17 protein-coding genes and 1 pseudogene are annotated in these 21548 nt (G+C 57.7%); 10 read left to right on the top strand and 8 right to left on the bottom strand.

The annotated features are described in order from the left end of the window. Window positions 1-3: 3 nt before the first annotated feature. The gene (locus TR36_RS10475; RefSeq protein WP_062763192.1) at window positions 4-3246 is read right to left on the bottom strand and encodes an L-glutamate gamma-semialdehyde dehydrogenase; all 3243 of its coding nucleotides are present in this window, start codon (window positions 3244-3246) and stop codon (window positions 4-6) included. A gap of 108 nt (window positions 3247-3354) precedes the next feature. On the opposite strand from TR36_RS10475, the gene TR36_RS10470 reads away from it, so the two are divergent. The 3 genes from TR36_RS10470 (at window position 3355) to TR36_RS10460 (ending at window position 6700) form a co-directional block, all read left to right on the top strand. Next, complete coding sequence (locus tag TR36_RS10470; protein WP_045392187.1) at window positions 3355-3822, top strand: Lrp/AsnC family transcriptional regulator; 468 nt, start codon at window positions 3355-3357, stop codon at window positions 3820-3822. Between the two features lie 68 nt (window positions 3823-3890). After that, window positions 3891-5132 (top strand): Hsp70 family protein, encoded by a 1242-nt coding sequence (locus tag TR36_RS10465; protein ID WP_045392190.1) that lies wholly within the window; start codon window positions 3891-3893, stop codon window positions 5130-5132. A gap of 68 nt (window positions 5133-5200) precedes the next feature. After that, window positions 5201-6700 (top strand): CoA-acylating methylmalonate-semialdehyde dehydrogenase, encoded by a 1500-nt coding sequence (locus TR36_RS10460; RefSeq protein WP_062763190.1) that lies wholly within the window; start codon window positions 5201-5203, stop codon window positions 6698-6700. Window positions 6701-6739: 39 nt separating this feature from the next. On the opposite strand, the gene TR36_RS10455 is transcribed toward TR36_RS10460, so the two are convergent. Further along, the gene (locus TR36_RS10455) at window positions 6740-8806 is read right to left on the bottom strand and encodes a TRAP transporter permease (protein WP_062763188.1); all 2067 of its coding nucleotides are present in this window, start codon (window positions 8804-8806) and stop codon (window positions 6740-6742) included. 72 nt (window positions 8807-8878) lie between these two features. Beyond that, the gene (locus TR36_RS10450; protein ID WP_045392199.1) at window positions 8879-9886 is read right to left on the bottom strand and encodes a TAXI family TRAP transporter solute-binding subunit; all 1008 of its coding nucleotides are present in this window, start codon (window positions 9884-9886) and stop codon (window positions 8879-8881) included. 290 nt (window positions 9887-10176) lie between these two features. Between TR36_RS10450 and TR36_RS10445 the strand changes: the two genes are divergently transcribed. Genes TR36_RS10445 through TR36_RS10425 form a run of 5 tightly spaced genes read left to right on the top strand, consistent with a single transcriptional unit; the run spans window position 10177 to window position 14103 of the window. Beyond that, a complete protein-coding gene (locus TR36_RS10445; RefSeq protein WP_062763186.1) occupies window positions 10177-10536 on the top strand; it encodes a hypothetical protein in 360 nt (119 codons plus the stop codon). Beyond that, window positions 10533-11144: a DedA family protein gene (locus TR36_RS10440; RefSeq protein WP_045392205.1), complete on the top strand. Its 612-nt coding sequence runs from the start codon at window positions 10533-10535 to the stop codon at window positions 11142-11144. The genes TR36_RS10445 and TR36_RS10440 overlap by 4 nt, the downstream gene beginning before the upstream one ends. 35 nt (window positions 11145-11179) lie before the next feature. Then, window positions 11180-12478 (top strand): sulfatase-like hydrolase/transferase, encoded by a 1299-nt coding sequence (locus TR36_RS10435; RefSeq protein ID WP_192841345.1) that lies wholly within the window; start codon window positions 11180-11182, stop codon window positions 12476-12478. Window positions 12479-12489: 11 nt separating this feature from the next. Next, window positions 12490-13086 (top strand): cytochrome b, encoded by a 597-nt coding sequence (locus TR36_RS10430; RefSeq protein WP_045392208.1) that lies wholly within the window; start codon window positions 12490-12492, stop codon window positions 13084-13086. Between the two features lie 21 nt (window positions 13087-13107). After that, on the top strand, window positions 13108-14103 hold the full coding sequence (locus tag TR36_RS10425) for a YHYH protein (RefSeq protein WP_062763184.1): 996 nt from the start codon (window positions 13108-13110) through the stop codon (window positions 14101-14103). Between the two features lie 30 nt (window positions 14104-14133). On the opposite strand, the gene TR36_RS10420 is transcribed toward TR36_RS10425, so the two are convergent. From TR36_RS10420 to TR36_RS10405, 5 genes and pseudogenes are all read right to left on the bottom strand, one after another. Continuing rightward, window positions 14134-14979: an asparaginase domain-containing protein gene (locus TR36_RS10420; protein WP_082714925.1), complete on the bottom strand. Its 846-nt coding sequence runs from the start codon at window positions 14977-14979 to the stop codon at window positions 14134-14136. Between the two features lie 49 nt (window positions 14980-15028). Further along, a pseudogene (locus TR36_RS15930) lies at window positions 15029-15736 on the bottom strand (aldehyde dehydrogenase family protein); the annotation flags it as partial. Window positions 15737-15798: 62 nt separating this feature from the next. Next, the gene (locus TR36_RS10415) at window positions 15799-17022 is read right to left on the bottom strand and encodes an aminopeptidase (protein WP_062763182.1); all 1224 of its coding nucleotides are present in this window, start codon (window positions 17020-17022) and stop codon (window positions 15799-15801) included. A gap of 52 nt (window positions 17023-17074) precedes the next feature. Then, on the bottom strand, window positions 17075-18157 hold the full coding sequence (locus TR36_RS10410; RefSeq protein WP_045392217.1) for a ParB N-terminal domain-containing protein: 1083 nt from the start codon (window positions 18155-18157) through the stop codon (window positions 17075-17077). Then, window positions 18154-19458: an AAA family ATPase gene (locus TR36_RS10405; RefSeq protein WP_045392220.1), complete on the bottom strand. Its 1305-nt coding sequence runs from the start codon at window positions 19456-19458 to the stop codon at window positions 18154-18156. Before TR36_RS10405 ends, TR36_RS10410 begins: the two co-directional genes overlap by 4 nt. 431 nt (window positions 19459-19889) lie before the next feature. On the opposite strand from TR36_RS10405, the gene TR36_RS10400 reads away from it, so the two are divergent. Both TR36_RS10400 and TR36_RS10395 read left to right on the top strand, forming a co-directional pair. Beyond that, window positions 19890-20555, top strand: coding sequence for a hypothetical protein (locus tag TR36_RS10400; protein WP_370553400.1), 666 nt, complete (start codon window positions 19890-19892; stop codon window positions 20553-20555). Window positions 20556-20634: 79 nt separating this feature from the next. Continuing rightward, on the top strand, window positions 20635-21540 hold the full coding sequence (locus TR36_RS10395) for an ABC transporter substrate-binding protein (protein WP_045392226.1): 906 nt from the start codon (window positions 20635-20637) through the stop codon (window positions 21538-21540). Window positions 21541-21548 lie beyond the last annotated feature (8 nt).

Below are 21548 nucleotides of genomic sequence, written 5' to 3'. Positions count from 1 at the left end.
AAATCAGCCGGCCAGAAGCGCGGCATTACCTCCTGCAGCCGTGGTGTCAATGCACAGATGGCGTTCATGCAGCACATAGCCGGCATCCGGCATGGCTGTTACCAGTGCCACGATCGGCCCTTCACGCCGGGCCAGAGCCTGCGCAAAGCTTCGCGCATCAGGTCCCCAATACAGAACGCAGGCCACATAGGGCATCGTTACCAATGCCTCGGGGGGAACAGCACCATCGGCGATCACCGCATGCCCACCAAGGGCACGGACAGCCTCTGCCTGCTGTTTTGCCACCCCTTCCCCCGGTCCAAGACACAGGATAGGGCCGCGCGGCAGAATTGTCAGGCGGTTCTCCTCGCCCGTCGGACCCGGCATTTGACGGCTGGTCGTCCTACCTGCGACAGGGGCACCCAATGCCCGCTCCAGCGCGGCAAGATCGGCAGGTTTTTCCCATACACCCTGTGCCGATACAGGTTCGGGTTTGCGAAAGCGGCCAAGGTAGAGTGGTCCGCCCGCCTTTGGCCCCGTACCCGAAAGCCCCTCACCGCCAAAGGGCTGACTGCCGACGACAGCGCCGATCTGGTTGCGGTTTACATACAGGTTCCCGGCGTCCACGCGGCCGCCGACGGTATCGATACGCCCCGTGATACGGCTGTGCAGCCCGAAAGTAAGCCCGTATCCCGCCTCGTTGACCGCATCGACCACGCGGTTGATATCCTTGGCGGCAAAGGTTGCAACATGCAGAACCGGGCCGAAAATTTCTTCCTTGAGGTCGGCAATACCGTTTACGCCGATCATCGTAGGCGCAATGAAGATGCCGTCCTTTGGCGCCACGATCTGGTGCAGGATACGCCCCTCGGCGCGGGCAATTGCGATATGATCGGCAATGCCGCCTTGTGCCTCCGTATCGATGACGGGGCCAACGTCTGTGGACAGGTTCGCAGGATCGCCGACAACGAGCTCGTCCATCGCGCCGCGGATCATCTCCAGCATATGGGGGGCGATATCTTCCTGCAGGTACAGGCAGCGCAAGGCCGAGCACCGCTGCCCTGCCGAGCGGAAAGCCGATCCCACAATATCTCGGACCGCCTGTTCCGGCAGCGCGGTAGAATCCACGATCATCGCATTCAGACCACCGGTTTCGGCAATCAGCGGCGCGCCGGGATCCAGTGACGCGGCCATGGCACGGCGGATCAGATGCGCCGTGCCGGTCGATCCGGTAAAGACCACCCCGGCCACCCGAGGATCGGTGGTCAGCGCAACGCCCACGGTCGGACCGTCTCCCGGCACCAGTTGCAGGGCGGTTTCGGGGACACCTGCCTTATGCATCAAGGCGAGCGAAAGCGCCGCGATGCGGGGGGTCTGCTCGGCGGGCTTTGCCAGCACCGCATTGCCGGTTGCCAAGGCGGCGCAGACTTGCCCCAGGAAAATGGCCAAGGGAAAATTCCATGGAGAGATTGCCGTTATGATACCGCGTGGCGCATTCTCACCGGCCGTCTCGGCCTCAGTGGCGTAGTAGCGCAGGAAATCGACAGCTTCGCGCAGTTCGCCGATGGCATCAGGCCAGGTCTTACCACCTTCGCGCATCAGCAATTCGATGATCGGAGCGACAGCGGCCTCATGCAGATCGGCTGCGGCACGCAGGACGCGGGCGCGTTCGGCAACAGGCGCATCCCAGGTCCGCGCGGCGTTCAGCGCCGTGGCCGGATCCGTTCCGGCAGCCTCGGGCATGGTTTCAGCACGCGCGGTGGCCAGCGCGGCCAGCACGCCCTCCTCGGTCAGATCCCAACCCCTGGAGTTCCGGCGAGCAGCACCGAACAGATCGGCAGGTTCGCGCAGCACAGCGGGCGCAGGTTCATGCAGGGACAACGCCGGATCGCCGGCCATCGCGGAGGGCGGCACCGCCGGATCAGCCATCTGGTTCACGAAGGAAGAGTTTGCGCCGTTTTCCAGCAATCGCCGCACAAGATACGCCAGCAGGTCACGATGCGCGCCGACCGGCGCATAGATGCGGCACCGTCCGCCGGTTTCCTTCAATACCAGATCGTGCAATCCTTCGCCCATACCATGCAAACGCTGGAATTCATAGGGGCGCCCGGCAGCCATTTCCAGAACAGCGGCAACGGTGTGCGCGTTATGCGTTGCAAATTGCGGATAGATGCAGTCGGAATATCCGAAAAGCTTCCGTGCAAGGGTCAGGTAATTCACATCGGTTGCGGCCTTGCGCGTGAACAGGGGAAAGCCCTCATGGCCATCCACTTGCGCCCGCTTCATTTCCGTATCCCAATAGGCCCCCTTGACCAGGCGCACCATAAGGCGACGGTCCAGCCGTTTGGCCGTTTCCGCCAGCCAGTCGATCACGGCCCCCGAACGCTTGCCATAGGCCTGCACGACCACGCCGAAGCCGTCCCATCCGGCAAGGGCCGGATCGGCCAGAACATCCTCGATCACGCGTAGTGACAGGACAAGACGGTCCTGCTCCTCGGCATCAATGTTGAAGCCGATACCAGCGGCCGCTGCCTGACGGGCAAGAGATGCCACCACGGGGACCAGTTCGGCCATGACACGGTCCTGCTGCGCCACCTCGTATCGTGGATGCAGGGCCGACAATTTCACCGAAATGCCGGGCCGGTCGGCGACACCACCTTCGCCGCCATGCTCGGCCAAGGTGGCGATCGCGTCGGAATAGGAACGGGCGTAGCGTTTGGCATCGGCTGCGGTCATCGCCGCCTCTCCCAGCATATCGTAGCTGTAGGTGTAGCCTTTCGCCTCGGCCTTGCGGGCCCGCTGCAGGGCCGCCCGGATATTTTCGCCCAATACGAACTGTCGGCCCATCTCCTTCATCGCCCGGATTGCCGCATGGCGCACGACCGGGCGCACGACCGGTGCACGAGGCAACAGCCATTGCGCCACCATCAGCCCGCGGGTGGCTGCATTGATCAGCATGTCATCGGATTGCCCCGCATGGCTTTTCCAGTCCGCCGGAACGATGCGATCCGCGATCAGGGCGTCTGCTGTTGCAGAATCCGGCACCCGCAACAGTGCCTCTGCCAATGTCATCAGCGCCACACCTTCGGCAGTCGAAAGGCCGTACTCCCCCAGGAAACGCTCCATCAAGCCGGGACGCCCCTCACGCGCGCGGCGGATGAGATCGGTTGCCCGTGCTGCCACTGCCTCACTACAACGATACGGATTATTCAGCAGACTGCCCTCGGGGGCTGTTTTTGCGGCGGGGGTAAAGGCGGAAAATGTCATCTGCGAACTCCGGGCAGGCTTGTACGCGAACATACCGCATGGTTGATAGGCGATGTGACCAAAGATATATGGTCCGATAGGCTTTTTCACATAATTTACGAGGATGTTTTGGCACAACCGCACATCGATACCCTCGATCGCAAGATCCTGACCGAATTGCAGCGCAATGCGCGGATCACTGTCGCCGAACTTGCGCGCCGGATCGGCCTGTCAAAAACGCCGGTTGCCGCGCGCATCAAGGCGCTGGAAGACAGCGGTGTCATCTCGGCCTATCGAGCAATTCTGTCGCCCATCCGTCTGGGTCTGACACATATCACGTATGTCGAGGTGAAGATGGAGGATACGCGCGAAGCTGCCCTTTCCCGCTTCAATGCCGCCGTCAAACAGATCGGCGAGGTAGAAGAATGCTACATGATCGCGGGCGGCTGCGATTATCTTCTGAAAGTGCGATCGGTGGACATGGCCGATTATCGTCGCATCATGAGCGAGCATATCTCAGGCCTTCCCTTTGTCCATTCAACCTCCAGCCATGTCTCGATGGAGGCGGTTGTGGAACAGTCGGTGATCGCGCTCTGACCAACGGCCTTGCACCTACGGGGGATTGCGCATAACCGGTCCGGTCCCACCATCCGGCAGGCCTTGGCATGAACACTGATACCCTCGCAATCGACTTTGGCACCTCGAATTCCGCAGCCGCCGTGGCTTCGCCTGAGGGGATATTCCGTATCCAGCTGGAACCGGGCCATGAAACCCTTCCGACCGCAATTTTCCTACCCAAGGGGGAGGCATTGCGGATCGGTTCTGCCGCAGGCGCGGCGCTGATCGCCGGTGACGAAGGGCGGTACATGCGTGCCCTGAAATCCGTATTGGGAACGCCGCTTCTGCATGAATCGCGATTGATCGGGGGGAAGCGCCGGACACTGGCCGACATCATCACCGACTTTCTGGTCGAAATCCGCACACGCGCCGAAACGGCGACAGGCATGACCTTTCATCATGCGCTGTCAGGGCGCCCCGCAAGGTTTCACCATGATCCAGCGCGGGATAAGCAGGCCGAAGACGACCTGCGCGCCTGCTACATCGCCGCAGGATTTCATTCGGCGGCATTCCTTCCGGAACCGGAGGCCGCGGCAATTGCCTGTGGCGCGATGGGGCAGCGCGGCGGGCTGGGACTGGTGGTCGATATTGGCGGCGGGACGTCGGACTTTTCGGTGTTCCGCACCGGTGATCATGGTGTGGAAATATTGGCAAGCCACGGCATCCGGTTGGGTGGAACGGATTTCGACCATGTCGTGTCCATGGCCCACGCCATGCCGGCTCTGGGACATGGCGGCGCCCTGAAGCGGGATATGGGGGCGGGCCTGTTGCCGGTTCCGAATGCGGTCTATGTAGAGCTATCGACATGGGCCAAGATACCCTTTGTCTATACCCCCGAAACGCGCCGGAGCGTTGCGCGGATGGTACGGCAGGCAACGCCCGAAACACGCATGGACCGCCTTGAGACGGTGCTGGCAGAAGAGCTGGGGCACGAACTCGCCTTTGCGGTGGAACGGGGCAAGATCGTTGCCAACTCCGGCCAAGATGGCGCGATAGAGATGGGCTTCGTTGAGGCGGGCCTTGCACCGGTCATATCAAGAACCAGCCTAGATGTCTCCCTATCAGGATATCGCGCCGATCTGGCCGATGCCGCGCAGGAAACAATCAACCGTGCCGGAATACGTGCCGGCGATATTGACCGCGTTGTGCTTGTAGGCGGGTCCAGCCTGATGCGTATGGTCGAAGATATCGCGACAGAACTGTGCCCGAAGGCGGAATTGCTGCGAAGCGAGGTATTTACAGCCGTTGTGGACGGGCTGGCACTGGCAGCGCAGAATACGCGGGGGTAAATGTCGACGTAGGGGAGATCGCGTGGTTATATGCCTCAAGAATGATGCGAACCGCAAAAGGATACCCTATGACCGAGATTGGCCATTTCATTGCCAACGCCCCGCTGGCTGGCACATCGGGGCGCAGCCAGCCCGTTTACAACCCTGCTACGGGGCAAAGCAATTCATCGGTCGCGCTGGCATCGGCGGCCGAGGTCGATCATGCCGTAGCCTTGGCTGTCGCCGCCTTTCCGGCATGGGGCCGGACCCCGCCGCTGCGCCGCGCCCGCATTCTGGGCAAGTTCAAGACGATGCTGGAAACGCGGGCAGATGATCTGGCCAAAGTCATTTCTGCCGAACATGGCAAGACGCATGATGATGCCTTGGGCGAAATCACCCGCGGTCTGGAAGTGGTGGAATTCGCCATCGGCGCCCCGACCTTGCTGAAGGGCGAGATCACGGAAAACGTCGGCACAGGCGTGGATAGCCATTCCATGCGGCAGGCTCTTGGCGTTGTGGCGGGTATCACCCCGTTCAACTTTCCGGCGATGGTGCCGATGTGGATGTTCCCTGTGGCATTGGCCTGCGGCAACTGCTTTGTGCTGAAACCGTCAGAGCGCACCCCGTCGGCCGCCCTGATGATGGCGGAATGGCTGGCAGAGGCTGGCTTGCCAGAGGGCGTATTCAGCGTCGTTCAGGGCGACCGGGAGGCCGTCGACCGCCTGTTGGCGCATCCTGATGTCAAGGCAATCAGCTTCGTAGGTTCCACCCCCATCGCACGGCATGTCTACACGACGGGCACGGCAAACGGAAAACGCGTGCAGGCCCTTGGCGGCGCAAAGAACCATGCGATCATCATGCCGGACGCGGATCTTGACATGGCCACAGATGCCTTGATGGGGGCGGCCTATGGTTCGGCCGGCGAGCGATGCATGGCAATTTCGGTTGCGGTGCCGGTGGGCGAAGAAACAGCCAACCGCCTGATCGAGAAGCTGGTCCCGAAAATCGAAGCGCTGAAAATTGGCCCGGCGTCAGATACTGCCACGGAAATGGGGCCTCTGGTAACGGCAGCACATCTGGAGAAGGTCCGGTCGCTGGTAGACAAGGGTGAGGCCGAAGGTGCCAAGCTGGTCGTGGACGGACGCGGGTTTGCTGCGCCACAGGGATACGAGGGCGGATATTTCATTGGCGGTACGCTGTTGGACAACGTGACCCCTGATATGACCGTATGGAAAGACGAGATTTTCGGACCGGTGCTATCCGTGGTGCGGGCTGGCGATTACAAAGAGGCCGCCGACATTGTGGCACAGCATGAATATGGGAACGGGGTCGCCATCTTCACCCGCGACGGCAATGCAGCCCGGACCTTTGCCCAGGAAGTAGAGGTCGGGATGGTTGGCATCAACGTGCCGATCCCGGTTCCGATGGCATTTCACTCATTCGGGGGGTGGAAGGCATCGCTGTTCGGAGATCATCACATGCATGGCCCTGAAGGCGTGCGGTTCTATACCCGGTTGAAAACCATCACTACGCGCTGGCCTTCCGGTGTGCCCACGGCTGCAGAATTCGTGATGCCGACGATGGGATAGAATATATCCGGCCCCGTGCAAACGGGGCCGGATATCGTATCATGCTGTGGCAGGCCGGCGGCGTGCCGCAACCTGACGCAGGAAGGGTATGGCCAGAATTGCGCACCCGATGATCGTCGGAACCAACGCAGGCGCGATCAGCAGCAGCGCTGCAATGACAAGTAGTGCACGTTCCCACGCATAAAGCGGGGCCAGCATCCAGTTTGAGATAGCTGCCGACAACGCGAAGATGCCAAGCATCGCCCCACCGGCTGCCAGAATGAATGCGGGCACGGTGAATTCGGGCGTGACCAGCAGCAATGCAGGGGAAAAGACAAATACGAAAGGCACAAGCGCCTTGCCCATCGAAAGACGGAACGCCGTATTGCCAGCCTTGAACGCATTTGCCCCCGCAATACCCGAAGCGGCATAGGCAGCCAATGCCACAGGCGGTGTCACATCTGCCAGAACCCCGTAATAGAATACGAAGAAGTGGGCAACGATAGGTTCTACCCCCAGCAGGCCGAGAATTGGTGCAGCTACAGCAACCATGATGATATAATTGGCTGTTGTCGGAATGCCGCAGCCCATCAGGATGCAGACGATTGCTGTCATGATCAGCGTGAACAGCAGCGTCAGCGATGCAACGCTCATAACCTCGAACGGGAGAACCGACAGCATGGACGAGACGTCCGTCGCCCAGCCCGTTGCAAGGCCCGTCACCATATAGGCGATCTTGAAACCTACGCCCGTCAGTGTGACCACACCGATTACGATACCGACCAATGCCGCCGCCGCCGTGACCGAAAGCGATTGCTTTGCGCCCATGACGAAACCTTCGAAAACACCGACCGCTGCATCCTTCAGGCCATCCAGAAGGCCGTGTTTCATGACCGACTGGATGACCAGCACGGCAATACAGGAGACGATTGCCCAGAAAGCCGCGAGGAAAGGCGTCCGACCGCTCATCAGCATGGCAATAAGCAGGAGGAGAGGCACGACCGACAGCCAGCCTTCACGGATGACCTTCATGGCATTCGGCAACTCCTCTTTCGTCAGGCCACGCAGTCCAAGACGGCGAGCCTCCAGATGCACCTGAAGCAGCACACCGAAGAAATGCATGAATGCGGGTACGATCGCAGCCAGAAGGATCGTTGTCAGCGGCAGGCCCAGATAGTCGATCATCAGGAAGGCAACAGCCCCCATAACCGGCGGGGTGATCTGGCCGCCGGTGGAGGAAGCCGCCTCGACCGCTGCCGCGAAGTGGCGCTGGTATCCCACACGGACCATGGCAGGGATGGTCAACGCGCCCGTGGTCACCGTATTGGCGATTGAAGAACCGGAGATAGAGCCGAGCAAGGCAGACGAGACGACTGACACCTTGGCCGGACCGCCCGCAAAGCGTCCGGTCAGGGCCGAGGCCACATCAATGAACAATTGGCCCAAACCGATCCGCGTGGCCAGCACCCCGAACAGGACGAAGTGAAACACGTAAGTAGCAATCACGCCGAGCGCGGTGCCGTAGATGCCTTGTGATGTCAGATACAGATGGTTGACGATGACCGGCCAGCTTGCGCCTGGATGCACCAGAATCCCCGGCATGGACTGCCCGAAATAGGCATAGGCCATGAACAGGATCGCGATAACGGGCAGCGGCCACCCCATGGAACGGCGAACCCCCTCCAGCAGCGTCACGATCAACGTCGTGCCCATAACCAGATCAAGGGTGGTGGGATTGCCTACGCGGAATGCCAGCTGTTCGTAGATCCATGGCACATAAAGGGCCGCGACAGCACCGGCGATCCCCAAAATCCAATCAGCCAGAGGCAAACCGAAGGGGGCTAGAATACCCGGCTTCGTATCTCGGCGCCCGAATGCGGAGAAGCTGACAAACACGAGAAACAGCGTTGTCGCCATGTGGATGCCGCGATGGGTCGCCGTACGCGGCAGGCCGAAACCGGCAGTATAGAAATGGTAACAGGACAGCAGGAAAAGGAGCAGTCCCGACAGGATCGTCAGCGCCTGCCCCAGATTCCGGAAACGGAGTTCGGGGTCGAACTTTTCTTCCAGTTCCTTAAGCTCTTCCGCACTTAACGCGCGTGTTTGTGTTGCGGTATCAGGGGGCATGACAATCTCCCATGGTCATAAAAAACGGGGCCGCGCGAAGCTGCCCCGTAACAGAAATCTATGTCGTCAATATTATTGCAGGATACCGACTTCGCGGTAGAAACGCTCAGCGCCCGGGTGGAACGGGATGCCTACACCTGCCGTTGCATTTTCCAGAACGATCTGCTTGCCTTTGGAATGGCCGGCATCGAACATCTTGCGGGTGTTGTCGTTCCACATCGCCTTTGTCACGTTGTAGATCAGCTCTTCAGGTTGTTTGGAGCTGGTGACCATCTGTGCGCCAACCGAAAGCGTGGTGACATCAGTGTCCTGACCTTCGTATGTGCCGGCGGGAACGGTATTGGCCGAGAAGAAGGGATATTCGGCACGGATCGCATCCGCACCTTCACCATCGATCGGGATTAGGCGGATATCTTCCTGGCTGGCCAGTTCGGCAATTGCACCGGCCGGGAAGCCGCCAACGAAGAAGAACGCATCCATAGCGCCGTCGCGCATCCGGTCCGACGCCTGATCGGGCTTCAGGTATTCCGCTTTGACATCGGATTCCGACAGGCCATAGCCGGCCAGAATGATCCGCGCGTCAACGAGCGTGCCTGAGCCAGGCTCATCCATCGAGACGCGTTTGCCGGCCAGATCTGCCACGGATTGGATGCCGGATTCAGCACTTGCGACAAGATGAAGGCTCTCTGGGTAGAGGTTGGCGATCATGCGCAGCTCTTCAACTGCGGGTTGGCCTTCCCACATGCCCGTACCGGTTTGCGCCCATGTGGCAACGTCTGCTTGGGTGAAGCCGCTTTCCATGGCGCCGGATTTGATGGCGTTGATATTGCCAACCGATCCGTTCGACGCAACAGCCGTGGCGATCAGGCCGGGTACACCGCAGGAGCCGCCGTCTTCGCAGGCGCGCGAACCGGGGGGATTGGACAGTGCATTCGCGATCAGGCCACCGATCGGGTAATAGGTACCCGCAGTACCGCCTGTACCGATACGGAAAAACGACATGTTCTGAGCAATTGCGCCGGTGGTCAGGACTGCTGCGGCAACAGCCACTGCAACCAGCGGTTTGAAACGGATCGCCATGAAGGTTCACTCCCCTTGAATTTTGTTCCCTTCTAAGCGATCACGCTATGGTGAGACAATGGAATAAAAGCCATCAACGATTTTGTCATAACGGGTGGTTATAGGGTTTTGCCCCGATAATCCGGCGTAAGGTGGTGAAAACACCGCCGTTCAGCATTTCACATGCCCTAAAGATCATTTTGAAAGAACGGCTCATATCCGCGACGGAAACCCAATTGATAACCGTATGGGATATAACTCATCGCGTGATAGGCTGCCGATCACAGGATAATACGAAACATTGAGGGTTCATGAAACGCCGATCATCCGCCGTGATACGTTTTGGCCGAGAGAACTGGTTACCGTTGGTCGTTTTTGTGGCCACGACCATTCTGGCGCTGTGGTTCGGAACGCATTTCCTGAAGGATCTGATCTATTTCAATGATCCGCGCAATGTCGATGTGGATCTGAAAGGCTGGATGACGCCGAAGTTCATCGTCATGACCTATGATCTGCCAAGACCGCTTGTTTTCGATTTTCTGCATCTTGAACCCGGTGCGGATGACCGCCGCCATTTGCGGCAGGTGGCGCAGGATCTTGGCATATCAATGGAGGAGTTGACGGCAGCCATTCGCGAACGCGCCGCAATCTATCGCGAGGGCCAGCCATGACCGAAACGATCCTTGCGCTGGTCCCAGAGTACGGGTTGACCCTGATTTTCGCCGTCGTTTCACTGGCGTGTCTGGCGGTTCCTGTACCGGCGTCGATCCTTGTCTTGACGGCAGGCAGCTTTGCGGCTTCCGATGATCTGTCGTTGATTGCGGTCTTCATGACAGCGTTCATGGCTTTTGTGATGGGCGACCAGCTTGCCTATGCCCTTGCCCGCACAGCAGGGCCGCGCCTCATGGCCTTTATGGGGCGATCGTCCCGTATGGCAAACGCGATGGGCCGTGGTGAGGAACTGCTGCAGCAACGCGGCACGGTTGCGGTGCTGCTGAGCCATACTATCCTGAGCCCGATTTGTCCGTATGTCAGTTATCTATGCGGGGCCGGCGGACTGGCGTGGGGTCGCTTTTCGTTCACCGCCATACCCGGAGCCGCCATCTGGACCTTTGCCTACGTTGGTCTTGGATATGTATTCGCAACCCAGCTTGAACAGCTTGCAAATATCCTTGGCCAGTTTTTCGGCGTGGTTCTGGCAGCAGCCGTGGCCATAGGGACGCTGTTACATCTGCATGGCAGATGGCGTGCAGCCGCCGATATGGAAAAACGATCATGATCTTTGCCGATTTATTGACCCGGAGAACAATCCAGATGAAAGCCAGCCTGACCGCAACCGCATTGGCAATAGGGCTGTGTCCCGCCGCAACCATGGCCGCACCCAACGTCATGCTGATCATTGCGGATGATATGGGGATCGATGCATCCAATTGCTATTCGCTAGGGGACCAGCAGGCGCCGATGCCGAATATCGAGGCGATGTGCCAAAGCGGTATGGTCTTTGACAACGCCTATTCAGCACCTGTCTGTTCACCGACACGCGCCACGATGTTGACGGGGCAATATGGCATTAAAACAGGTGTTGGCGGGGTTGTGGCGATAAGGGGAGATAACGGGCTGGACCCGGACACGCCCAGCTTGTTCGATGCGCTGGCGGGGACAGGCTATAGTGCGAACCTGATCGGAAAATGGCATCTTGCCGGCGCTGGCATGGGCTATGACCACCCACGTCAATTGGGCGTGCCTGATTATTTCGGCATATTCCGTGGCGGTGTGCCCGACTATTTCCACTGGACCGCGATAGAGGATGAGCATGAGGTAAAGGTCGACACCTATGCCACCACCGAGTTCACGGATCGCGCAATTCAATGGACCGGTGCACAGGATAAACCGTGGTTCCTGTGGCTTGCGTATAACGCCCCGCATGCGCCGTTTCATCTGCCGCCCGAAAATCTTCACAGCTTTCATGATCTGACGGATGACCATAAGGCGATCGATGCAAATCCGCTTCCCTATTACAATGCGATGCTACAGGCGCTGGATACCGAGATCGGACGGATGCTGGCGTCGATGGACGCAGAAACGCGGGACAATACTGTTTTCATCTTTGTTGGCGACAACGGAACACCTGCGCAGGTGGCCCGCAATATCTATGGCCGACACGGCGCCAAGGGCAGCATCTACGAAGGCGGTATCCATGTTCCGCTGATCATCTGGGGTAAGGATGTACAGCCCGGGCGCACGTCCGCCCTTGTGAATACCACGGATATTTTTGCCACCGTGGCCGAGATCACTGGCGCCAAAACAGATGTGGCCGACAGCATCAGCTTTCTGCCTGTCCTGCATGGGGGCCAATCCGGACGTACCTACATTTATTCCGAGCAGTTTTCCGATGACCCACCAAGGCGGGCTGACGTGTACGGCTGGATCGTGCGTCAGGGAGATCGGAAACTGGTCGTATTGCCGGATGGAACGACCGAACTTTATGACCTGGCTACCGACCCCCGAGAGCAGCAAAACCTGCTGGCAGACGGCATCAATGCATCCGAACAGCAGGAAATTGATACCCTAAGCGAAATTCATGCCAGACTGGCTACACAACAGGCCGGATAGAGGGGGCAGGAATGTTCAGGAACACCGAACACGGATACGGGCTAATCGCGATCACGCTGCACTGGATCGTCGCCTTCGCCTTTATTGCGAATTATGCGCTGATCTTCGGCCGCGAATGGTTTTTAGCGCCGAGAAGTGATCTGGGCCGCACCCTGATTTCCACGCACATGGCGATTGGCGTTTCGGTGATCGTATTTGTGGCACTGCGGATCATCTGGAAACTGGTCGATCGACAGCCGTCTCCGCCCAAGGGATCACGATTGGAGCATCTGGCCGCAAGCACGGTTCACCTGATCCTTTATGCTGTGATGATCGTTATTCCGCTGACCGGATATCTGGGTACGGGCGGCTCGGCACGACTGTTCTTCCTGTTCGACCTGCCCCCGTTCCGTGAAACCTGGATTTTCACGACAATCGTGGAGGGGTGGTTCGGCATTACATGGGAAAGTTTTGAAAGTGTGATGGACTTCATCCACAAAACGGGCGGCGCTCGTGTGGTTTGGGTCCTGATTGCCCTGCATATCAGTGCCGCCCTTTATCACCAGTTTGTTCGCCGGGATAACATCCTGCGCCGCATGACCAATCCTCGTACTTCCAGATTTGATTGAACCAACCATCAGGAGTTTATCATGTTTCGACCCTCTGCCATTGCCATGATTGGCGCCACGCTTTTGCCAATGGCCGCATTCGCGCAGGATGGCACCACAACCGACATCACCGATGCCGTACTGCATAGCCGTGCACCGGATTGCGGGGCCTACGTCGGCAATTATACCTCCAGTATGACGGATGTATCGACGGGCAACAAATTCGACGGAAAGTTTGATATCGAAGCCGACGCCGATACATGCACGATGCACGTCAACCAGATCCCCAGTCATGATGCGGGTGAAGGGGTTCATTGGCCAAACCAAATGGGCGTTTATGACGAAACGCTGACCGTGACACGGCACCCCGAAATCGCGGACGAACCAAGCAGCCTCGGGCTCGGGGCAACAGCCGTGATGTTGAACGGTGTGATGTGGGAAGCCTATCCCGCCGCGTGCTTTGGTGAGGGCCAGCAACCTGCCGGCCGGGAAATGATCGGCTGCGGTGGTGGCCCAAGTGTGATCAACCATCCATGGCGCTACAACGTCGGATCGCCGCTGAATTCGAGCTTCCGGTTCGATACGCATTACGCGCATGTTCAGGCAACAGGCGTCTACCATTACCACTCGACCCCGCGGGTTCTTTATACACCGACGGTGGATCTGGAAAAAAGCCTGGACTGCAAGGCGAATGGTGTGTCACCGGTTATCGGTTTCGCAAGCGACGGTTTTCCGCTGTACGGCCCTTGCTTTACCGATGCCGACGGCACGGTCCGCGCTGCCAAAAGCAGCTATGTGCTGCGTGAAGGCAAACGCCAAGATGTGGAGGGGTATGAGACGCCCTATAAAACCGGCAACGTATTGACCGACGATTATAATGGCCAGTTTATCGGCGATTATCGTTATGCCGAAGGATCGGGCGATCTGGATGCCTGCAACGGGATGACGATCGATGGTCAGTACGGCTACTATGTGACCGCCGATTACCCCTATGCGGTCAAATGCCTTTCGGGAACACCCAGCCCGATGTTTCCATGATATGCATGAGGGACCGGGCTGCCCGGTTCCTCATGTGCATAGCCACAGATGCATCAAGGCGGCCTCGGGTGTTTCCTTACCCCCCGAGGTCACCCCGCATTTCCATAAGGCAGCCCCCGATGCATAAGTGCCCGGCGCGATACCGCCCCCTTCGCACATGCTGACAGCCCGTATTGGTTTGCCTGCCGAGACTGCTTCTTCCAGCGCTTGATGAATGGCAGGGTCCGACATCGCGCCGCCTGCTCCGAACACACGCAATACAGCTCCGTCCAGCTCCGACAATGCAGCGCGCAATGCAGCGGCCGGGATCCCCGGGGTCAGGGTGAGAATGGCCAGACGCCGCGCATCGAAACGGGCCCGTATCGGCCGGGATAGCGGGTCCTGTTCTACCGACGCAAACGCCTCATTGGCACTGCTATGCCGTTTGACCAACCCCGCTGCAGGCCAAAGCCTACCCGCAAATGCTAGATATACACCGGGCTCGGTCTGGGCGGCGGCATTCAGCGCCAGATCCAGATTACCTTCGGCATCCCCCCCCTGCCCTAGCGGATGCATGGACCCACATAGAATGACGCGATGCCCCGTCCCCGCCAGCGCCTGAGCGATTGCAGCCGCCGTGAACGGCATCGTATCGGTGCCATGGGTGACAAGCGCAACACGATCGGGTGCGGCGGTTATGGCATCCAGAATATCGTTCCATTCGGCAGGGCCCATTTCCGCGCTATCCACCAGCGGATCGAATGTAACACGGCGCAGATCAATGCCTTGCGTGCGGTGCGCAATGGCCCGATCCAGCAAACCGGCTACGGGTGCCAGACCATCGGGACCGGGCGCCATCACTATGGTGCCCCCCGTTTCGATCAGTAGCAACTTCATATGGTCCGCCCCCGGCGTAATATGGATAGTGCCCGAAGGCGGAGCTGAATCAGATATCGAACACAACACCCTGTGCCAAGAGAAGTTCACGGGAATAGTTTATCTTGTTCGTTGCCCTGCGTATGTAGCTTCGCCACGCATCGGAGCCACTTCCCCTCCCCNGCCGGTTTCCTTTTCACCGCCAAAGGCACTGACGATTTCCGCGCCCGATGTGCCAATATTTACGTTGGCTATGCCGCAGTCGGACCCTGCCTCCGACAGGAACATCTCCATTTCGCGTAGATCTGTTGTGAAGATGGAAGACAAGAGCCGTGCACCAAAATCATTGTGCAGGGCGATGACGTCATCAAAATCCGCCCCCCCATGACATAGAGGATCGGCACAACAGTTTCCTCTTGTACCGGCCCGATCACACCCGGCATATCTACCAGCGCAAGACGGACGTAATAGGCCATATTAGCATCGGTTTCGTATCGACCGCCGCCATGAACCACCCCCCACAGCCGCTGCGGCACGAAGCGCACATTCCAACACAGCGAGCTATGCCAATGCCGTCAGCCGCGTTTTTCTAAAGGCATCCATACAACGGCATTGCCGCATACCAATGCCAAGTAGTATTCCATGCCCATACGACCACTGGAAAGCTGAATGCGGATATAACACCCACCACGCCACGCGGATGCCATATTTCCATCATCCGGTGTCCCGGCCGTTCAGGTGGGATGATCGCCTCGTACAGTTGACGGGACAGACCTACCGGTCGACTTCGGTCAATGTTATGTCTGCCCGCAGGCTACGGGCAGACGTGATAAGTCAGCTCTAGGCCCATTCGCCCTTACGCATTACGGCAACACGTTCGCCACTATGTGTAATTCCATCAATATCGATTTGATCTGATCCAATCATCCAGTCCACATGGATCAAGCTGCTATTTCCGCCCCGCCCCGCAATTTCATCAGGGCTAAGGTTTTCACGAAAACACTTCGCGTAGCATTGACCGAAGGCAATATGGGATGCCGCATTTTCATCGTAGAGCGTATTAAAGAACAACAATCCAGATTTTGAAATGGGTGAACTGTGGGCTACCAAAGCCACTTCACCCAAACGGGCAGCCCCCTCATCTGTGGCGATCATACGTTGCAGAACGGCTTCGCCCTTTGTTGCCGTTGCGCTGATGGCCCGGCCGTTCTCAAAGGTCACCTGAATGCCTTCAATCAGCGTTCCTTGGTGCGCAAGAGGCTTGGTTGCCGCGACGGTGCCGGACACGCGATGAGCATGTGGGGTCGTGAAAACCTCTTCAGTCGGGATGTTGGGGTTGCAGGTAATACCGTTTTTGGCTACCGATGCCCCGCCCTGCCAAAGATGGCCATCGGCCAAACCGACAGTAAGGTCTGTGCCCGGCCCCGTATAGTGCAACTCCCTGAAATTATGGCTATTTAGCCAATCACATCGGGCTTGAAGCGTCGAATTGTGCTCGGCCCATGCGCCAACGGGATCGGGCTGATCTACACGTGATGCCGCAAAGATGGCATCGGCAAGCCGCGTGACCGCTTCATGCTCTGGCAACTCAGGGAACATGTGTTTCGCCCAAGATGCATTTGGGTAGCTGACGATGTTCCAGTTGATATCAAAGCCCGCAATTTTTTCCAATGCTGGCTTATATGCCTGAGACTGTGACCGGTTTGCACGCGCTACTTTTTCTGCATCTTCATTTGCCAAAAGCATGGGGTTGTCCCCCGATACAGCAAGCCGGGCCGTGTTGGCATCGAATGCCTGAGCCATGCCGTCGAACAGCCAAGAAGGAGCTTTATCAAAGCTGGCATCTGACGCGTGTTCATAACGCGCAAGCATCATTTCCTCGTCCGAAAATAACGGCGTTACATTTCCGGCCCCTGCTTTATAGGCGTGTACCGCAATCCGACGCACTAATGGCAGCGCCGCAATTGGGGCGGTCAAAAGCAGATCCTGCCCCGGCTGCAGATTAAGGCCGACCTTCACTGCAACCTCAGCCAAGCGATCAAGCTTCATAGGGTCAATAGGCATTCATTTCCTCCACGGAATAGCGACGTTAATCGGTTCGGCGCCCGACATTTATTCAGGATCTTTCATCGAGTGCTTCGAGGAACGCCTCGATTGCTTGCTCCAGCCGGTGTCGGTCAATCACACTGAAATCGCGTTCCATCCTCAGTTCGACGCGGCCATGCGTTGCGACGCACCGTGCTACATCCTCACCTCGTGCGACGCGTAGCGTAGTTTTTGCACCCGGGTTTCCCGGACCCCGCGGCGTACGGGCGGGTGCCGCTTTCCCTGCCCCGGCGGCAAAATCCCGAAGAATGCGCAATTCATCTGCTTCCGTCTTTTCGACATTCTGCGTCAAAAGACGTGCGAGCATATTTGCAGCACCAGGCTCACGCTCCATCCGCTTTAGAACATCCAGGCCCAAGGCCCGCGGCATAGCGTGCGGAAACGACAGGTGCATTCCTATGCGATCAAGCAACGTTGCGAAGTTCCGGATGTAGATCCTTTTCTGCCGCCCCGCCGACTGGAACAATGTTGCAATCGCCTGATCCAGCGACGTCGCCGCAGTGCCAACATCAGTCACGTAGTTTTTTGCTAAAACTGCCATTTCCGAAAAACTGATATCCCGGCGAACAAGGTTTTCATCAACCATCCGCCGATACAGAGATTCCAATGTCTCACCCGCAGTGATGAGTCCTGCCGGGATCGTTGCGAACCGATCTTCGCCAGTATCCTCGTACAACTCGCGATAAGCCGCCAATCGCCGGAACCCTTGGACGAGTTCGTATCCACCCTTTCCATCAGCCTCCACCCGAATTGGGTTCGACAGGCCAACAGCAAGAATTGAATTCTTGAGTTCATCCAAGTCCGGGTCACGCTCGACTGCGCGATCTCTGGTCAGTTTTTCCGCATGGATAAGGTCTAGTGATATCAGATCTGTTATAAGGCCAAGCTTTTTGAGGCGCACCAATTCATGCGCCAAACGGTCGTTTTCTGCCCGGATTTTCGCTTCCGCGACCTGCCGCTCGCGCAGTGCATCTGCGTTTTCGGTAATGGCAGTTGCCATGGGGCCCCGTCGCACATCGCGATCCTTGGCCACATCTGTCCCCGCGGGGACAGACGGTTCCGGGAAATCTATGTCGAATGTGCGTCGTTTCATGCTTCATCCTCCAGTTTATCCCATGCGGTGACGAGATTATCGCGGAACTCTAGATATGCACGATCAAACGAAGCTCGTGCGCGTCGCCAGGTCTCGCGGGTCATTTCTCGGTAGTCAGTTTCATAGATTGAAGCGAGGAAACGGCCCGACTGCTCGACCGCACGGGTCATCTCAATCGGATGCTCGGCCACGCGGCCCTCGAATACCTTGCGGAATGCCTGGTGCATGGCGCGATGCAGATCGTTGTTGGGTTCGAACCGTGTGAGAAGGAAACGCAAATCAAGAAACGTTTTTGGCAAAGTCATTGTCCCCGCGGGGACAATCCCTTGGAATTGGCTCAGGTCAGCCAACGCCTCAGCTAGCTGTCCGATAAATGACGTTGTGGAATCATACTCCCAATAGCCAGGGCCTGACGGGACATAGAGAACGTCCGCCGCAAAAACGGCGTTCATGGACTGGTAGCCAATGGCAGGTGGGCAATCAAAGATGACGAGGTCATAATCATCGGCAGGGATGGTATCGAGATACCGCGAGACCGCAGCAAAAAATGACCACTCTGGGTTAAGGTTACGATACTGGGCGCTTGCAAACTCGACAAATGCAGCATTCGCACAAGAGGGGATCACATCAACCGTTGGCCAAGACGTTGGCTTGATGAAGTCCTTGGTCCTCAACTCGGTCAGGCCCATGCCAGTAATAGAGCTTGGCAATTTACGCTCGGGCAGGGCCACGCCACTTTCCGCGCCGCGCGCGGCATTATTCATACGCTCTGTTTCGCGAATGAGATCGCGCGCCATGATACCCCAGACGGTCACCTCCTCCGCGACATCCGAAAGACCCATCGAATGGGACAAGGTTGCCTGCGGATCAAAATCGACGGCCAATACACGGTATCCATCCAAGGCAGCGGCATGTGCAAAGTGAAGCGCAACGGTCGATTTGCCTGCCCCCCCTTTGAAATTGGCAATTGCCGCACGGATCGCCCGCTTGCCTTGCGGGCGAGGGGGCAGGAGCGACTTCCTGTTGATCTTTAACCGACGACGGATTTCGTTGATTTCCTCTAAGGTGTACCAACGCTGACGCCCGTCTTCTTCGACCAGACCCTGCGGCAGGCTAGGGTCCGTCGCCATGCGGCCTCGCAGCGTTGACTGGTTCACCCGCAAAATCAGTTCTGCCAACTCCCAACTCGAAAACCGCCGCAGGGTTTTTTCCATATCCGGGGAGTATGTCTGCTGCCGGATCCAGCCCTGCATTTTCAATGACTGCCCCTGCAGCCGCGCCAGATCTTCGTGAGTAAACATTCGTGCTCCTGCCAACGCTAAAATACGGTAAGTACCGATTTAAGCGTGTTTCAGAAATAACGCAAAGAATATATACATTGATATGGAAATTCTGTCCCCACGGGGACATATGGGTCCGAATATAGGACAAACATTTACATAACTAGCGCAACTGCGGGACAGTATCCGTCCTATAGGGGGACACTCATGGTGTCCCCCTATACCTATATTACCTCACTTATTGATTTTGATGACACATGTCCGCTTGCTATCAACAAAACCGCTTGATCCAACGCTAATAAATTTTGGCACAGAAAAAGCGTTGTCATCAAAGGGCGGGGTGAAGTAAGTTATTCCAAACCGGGACGAGACGATTCTGGGCGTAACGAGGGAACGGCCTTACCGATGTCATGTCGGCAGGCTTTAAGAGTGAGTGGGCATAAGGCATGGCGATGGCACGGCTTGTGGGGCAGGGGGCTTCATCAAGAAAATACGATCTCCTCACCGCGCTCGGCGCTGCCGGTCTTGCCGGTGAAACCACCGACCGACAAACTGCGCTGCGATTGATGGTACTTATCACAGCAAGATATGATTGGCGCGCTGATCGCCTTTCAACAGGACAACGGGAAATTGCTGCTCTGTGGTCTGTAGACGAACGGACTGTCAAACGCCAAATGGCGAAGCTGCGTGAAAAAGGGTGGTTGGTACTTCGCAGACAGGGTGCCAGGGGTAGGGTGAGCGAATATAGTCTGGGTATTGCAAAGTTACTCGAAGACACACGCGCCCATTGGCCTGCTGTGGGAAGCGATCTCGTAAACCGTCTCTCCGAAACGTCTGTCCCCACGGGGACGCTCAATGTTATTCCCTTTCCTGCTCCAGAGGGCAGCACCCCATGGGACCGTTTGCTGCAGGCCTTAGCCGCAGACTCGCCCCTTCTCTACACCACTTGGGCCCGGCAACTGCAGCCCATGGTGTTAGAGGCGGGTGAGATGAGGCTACTTGCACCGTCGCGTTTCCATGCATCATATGTTGAAACACATCTGTCGTTACGATTGCTCAGCCTCAGCAGGCTGGTTTCGCCGGAAATTACCAGCTTGAGGATTGAAGTCGCCGGTTGAGCCCATCTGCCAATAATACTGGTCGAATGTGGAACGCGGTATATTTCTGTACCGAGTGTATCATTAGGGAAACCAGAACATGCGCCTTCTTCATACCGCAGGCTTTGTCTTCATGCTGGGGGCCGCCCATGCTTCCGCCCAAGTTGTCGTTTCGTCAAAAATTGATACCGAAGGCGGGGTCCTTGGCAATATGATACTCGAGGTACTGGAAAATGCCGGTATCAATACGGAAAATCGTTTGCAGCTCGGGGCAACACCAGTAGTCAGGCAGGCAATCACTGCCGGAGAGATAGATATTTACCCGGAATATACCGGAAATGCCGCATATTTCTTCAATAAATCTTCAGAGCAGTATTGGAAGGATCCATCCACAGCATATGCAGCGGCACGGGATCTCGATCTTGAGGCCAACAACATTGTATGGCTCCAGCCAGCTCCGGCGAACAATACCTGGGGTATCGCATTGCATGGTGATATTGCCGGGCCGAATGCCATAATTACCCTCAGTGACTTTGCCGAATGGCTGGCACATGGCGGTGAGGTCAAACTGGCGGCGTCTTCAGAATTTGTAAATTCCGCATCTGCCTTACCTGCATTCCAAGACGCCTATGGCTTCACTCTCTCCCCATCACAGATGGTGGTTCTCTCGGGCGGGGATACGGCTGCCACGATTCAGGCTGCTGCAAACGGAACCAGCGGGGTGAATGCGGCCATGGTATATGGAACCGACGGCGCCATTCCATTCGCCGGCCTCAGCGTGCTGGAGGATGATAAAGCTGTTCAACCGGTATACCAGCCGACTCCTATCATACGGGCGGATGTCCTGACCGAACATCCAGAGATTGCAGATATCCTTGCTCCCGTGTTTCAATCACTAACGCTGGAGACACTGCAGACCCTGAACGGGCGTGTTCAGGTCGAAGGCGTTCCGGCCGCGACGGTGGCGCATGACTACCTGACCGAAAACGGGTTTGTTGAGGGGTGAGAATGCTG

This window comes from Falsirhodobacter sp. alg1, assembly GCF_000739715.2.
In the GTDB taxonomy this organism is placed as follows: domain Bacteria; phylum Pseudomonadota; class Alphaproteobacteria; order Rhodobacterales; family Rhodobacteraceae; genus Falsirhodobacter.
This window is presented reverse-complemented; position numbering and strand designations above follow the sequence as displayed.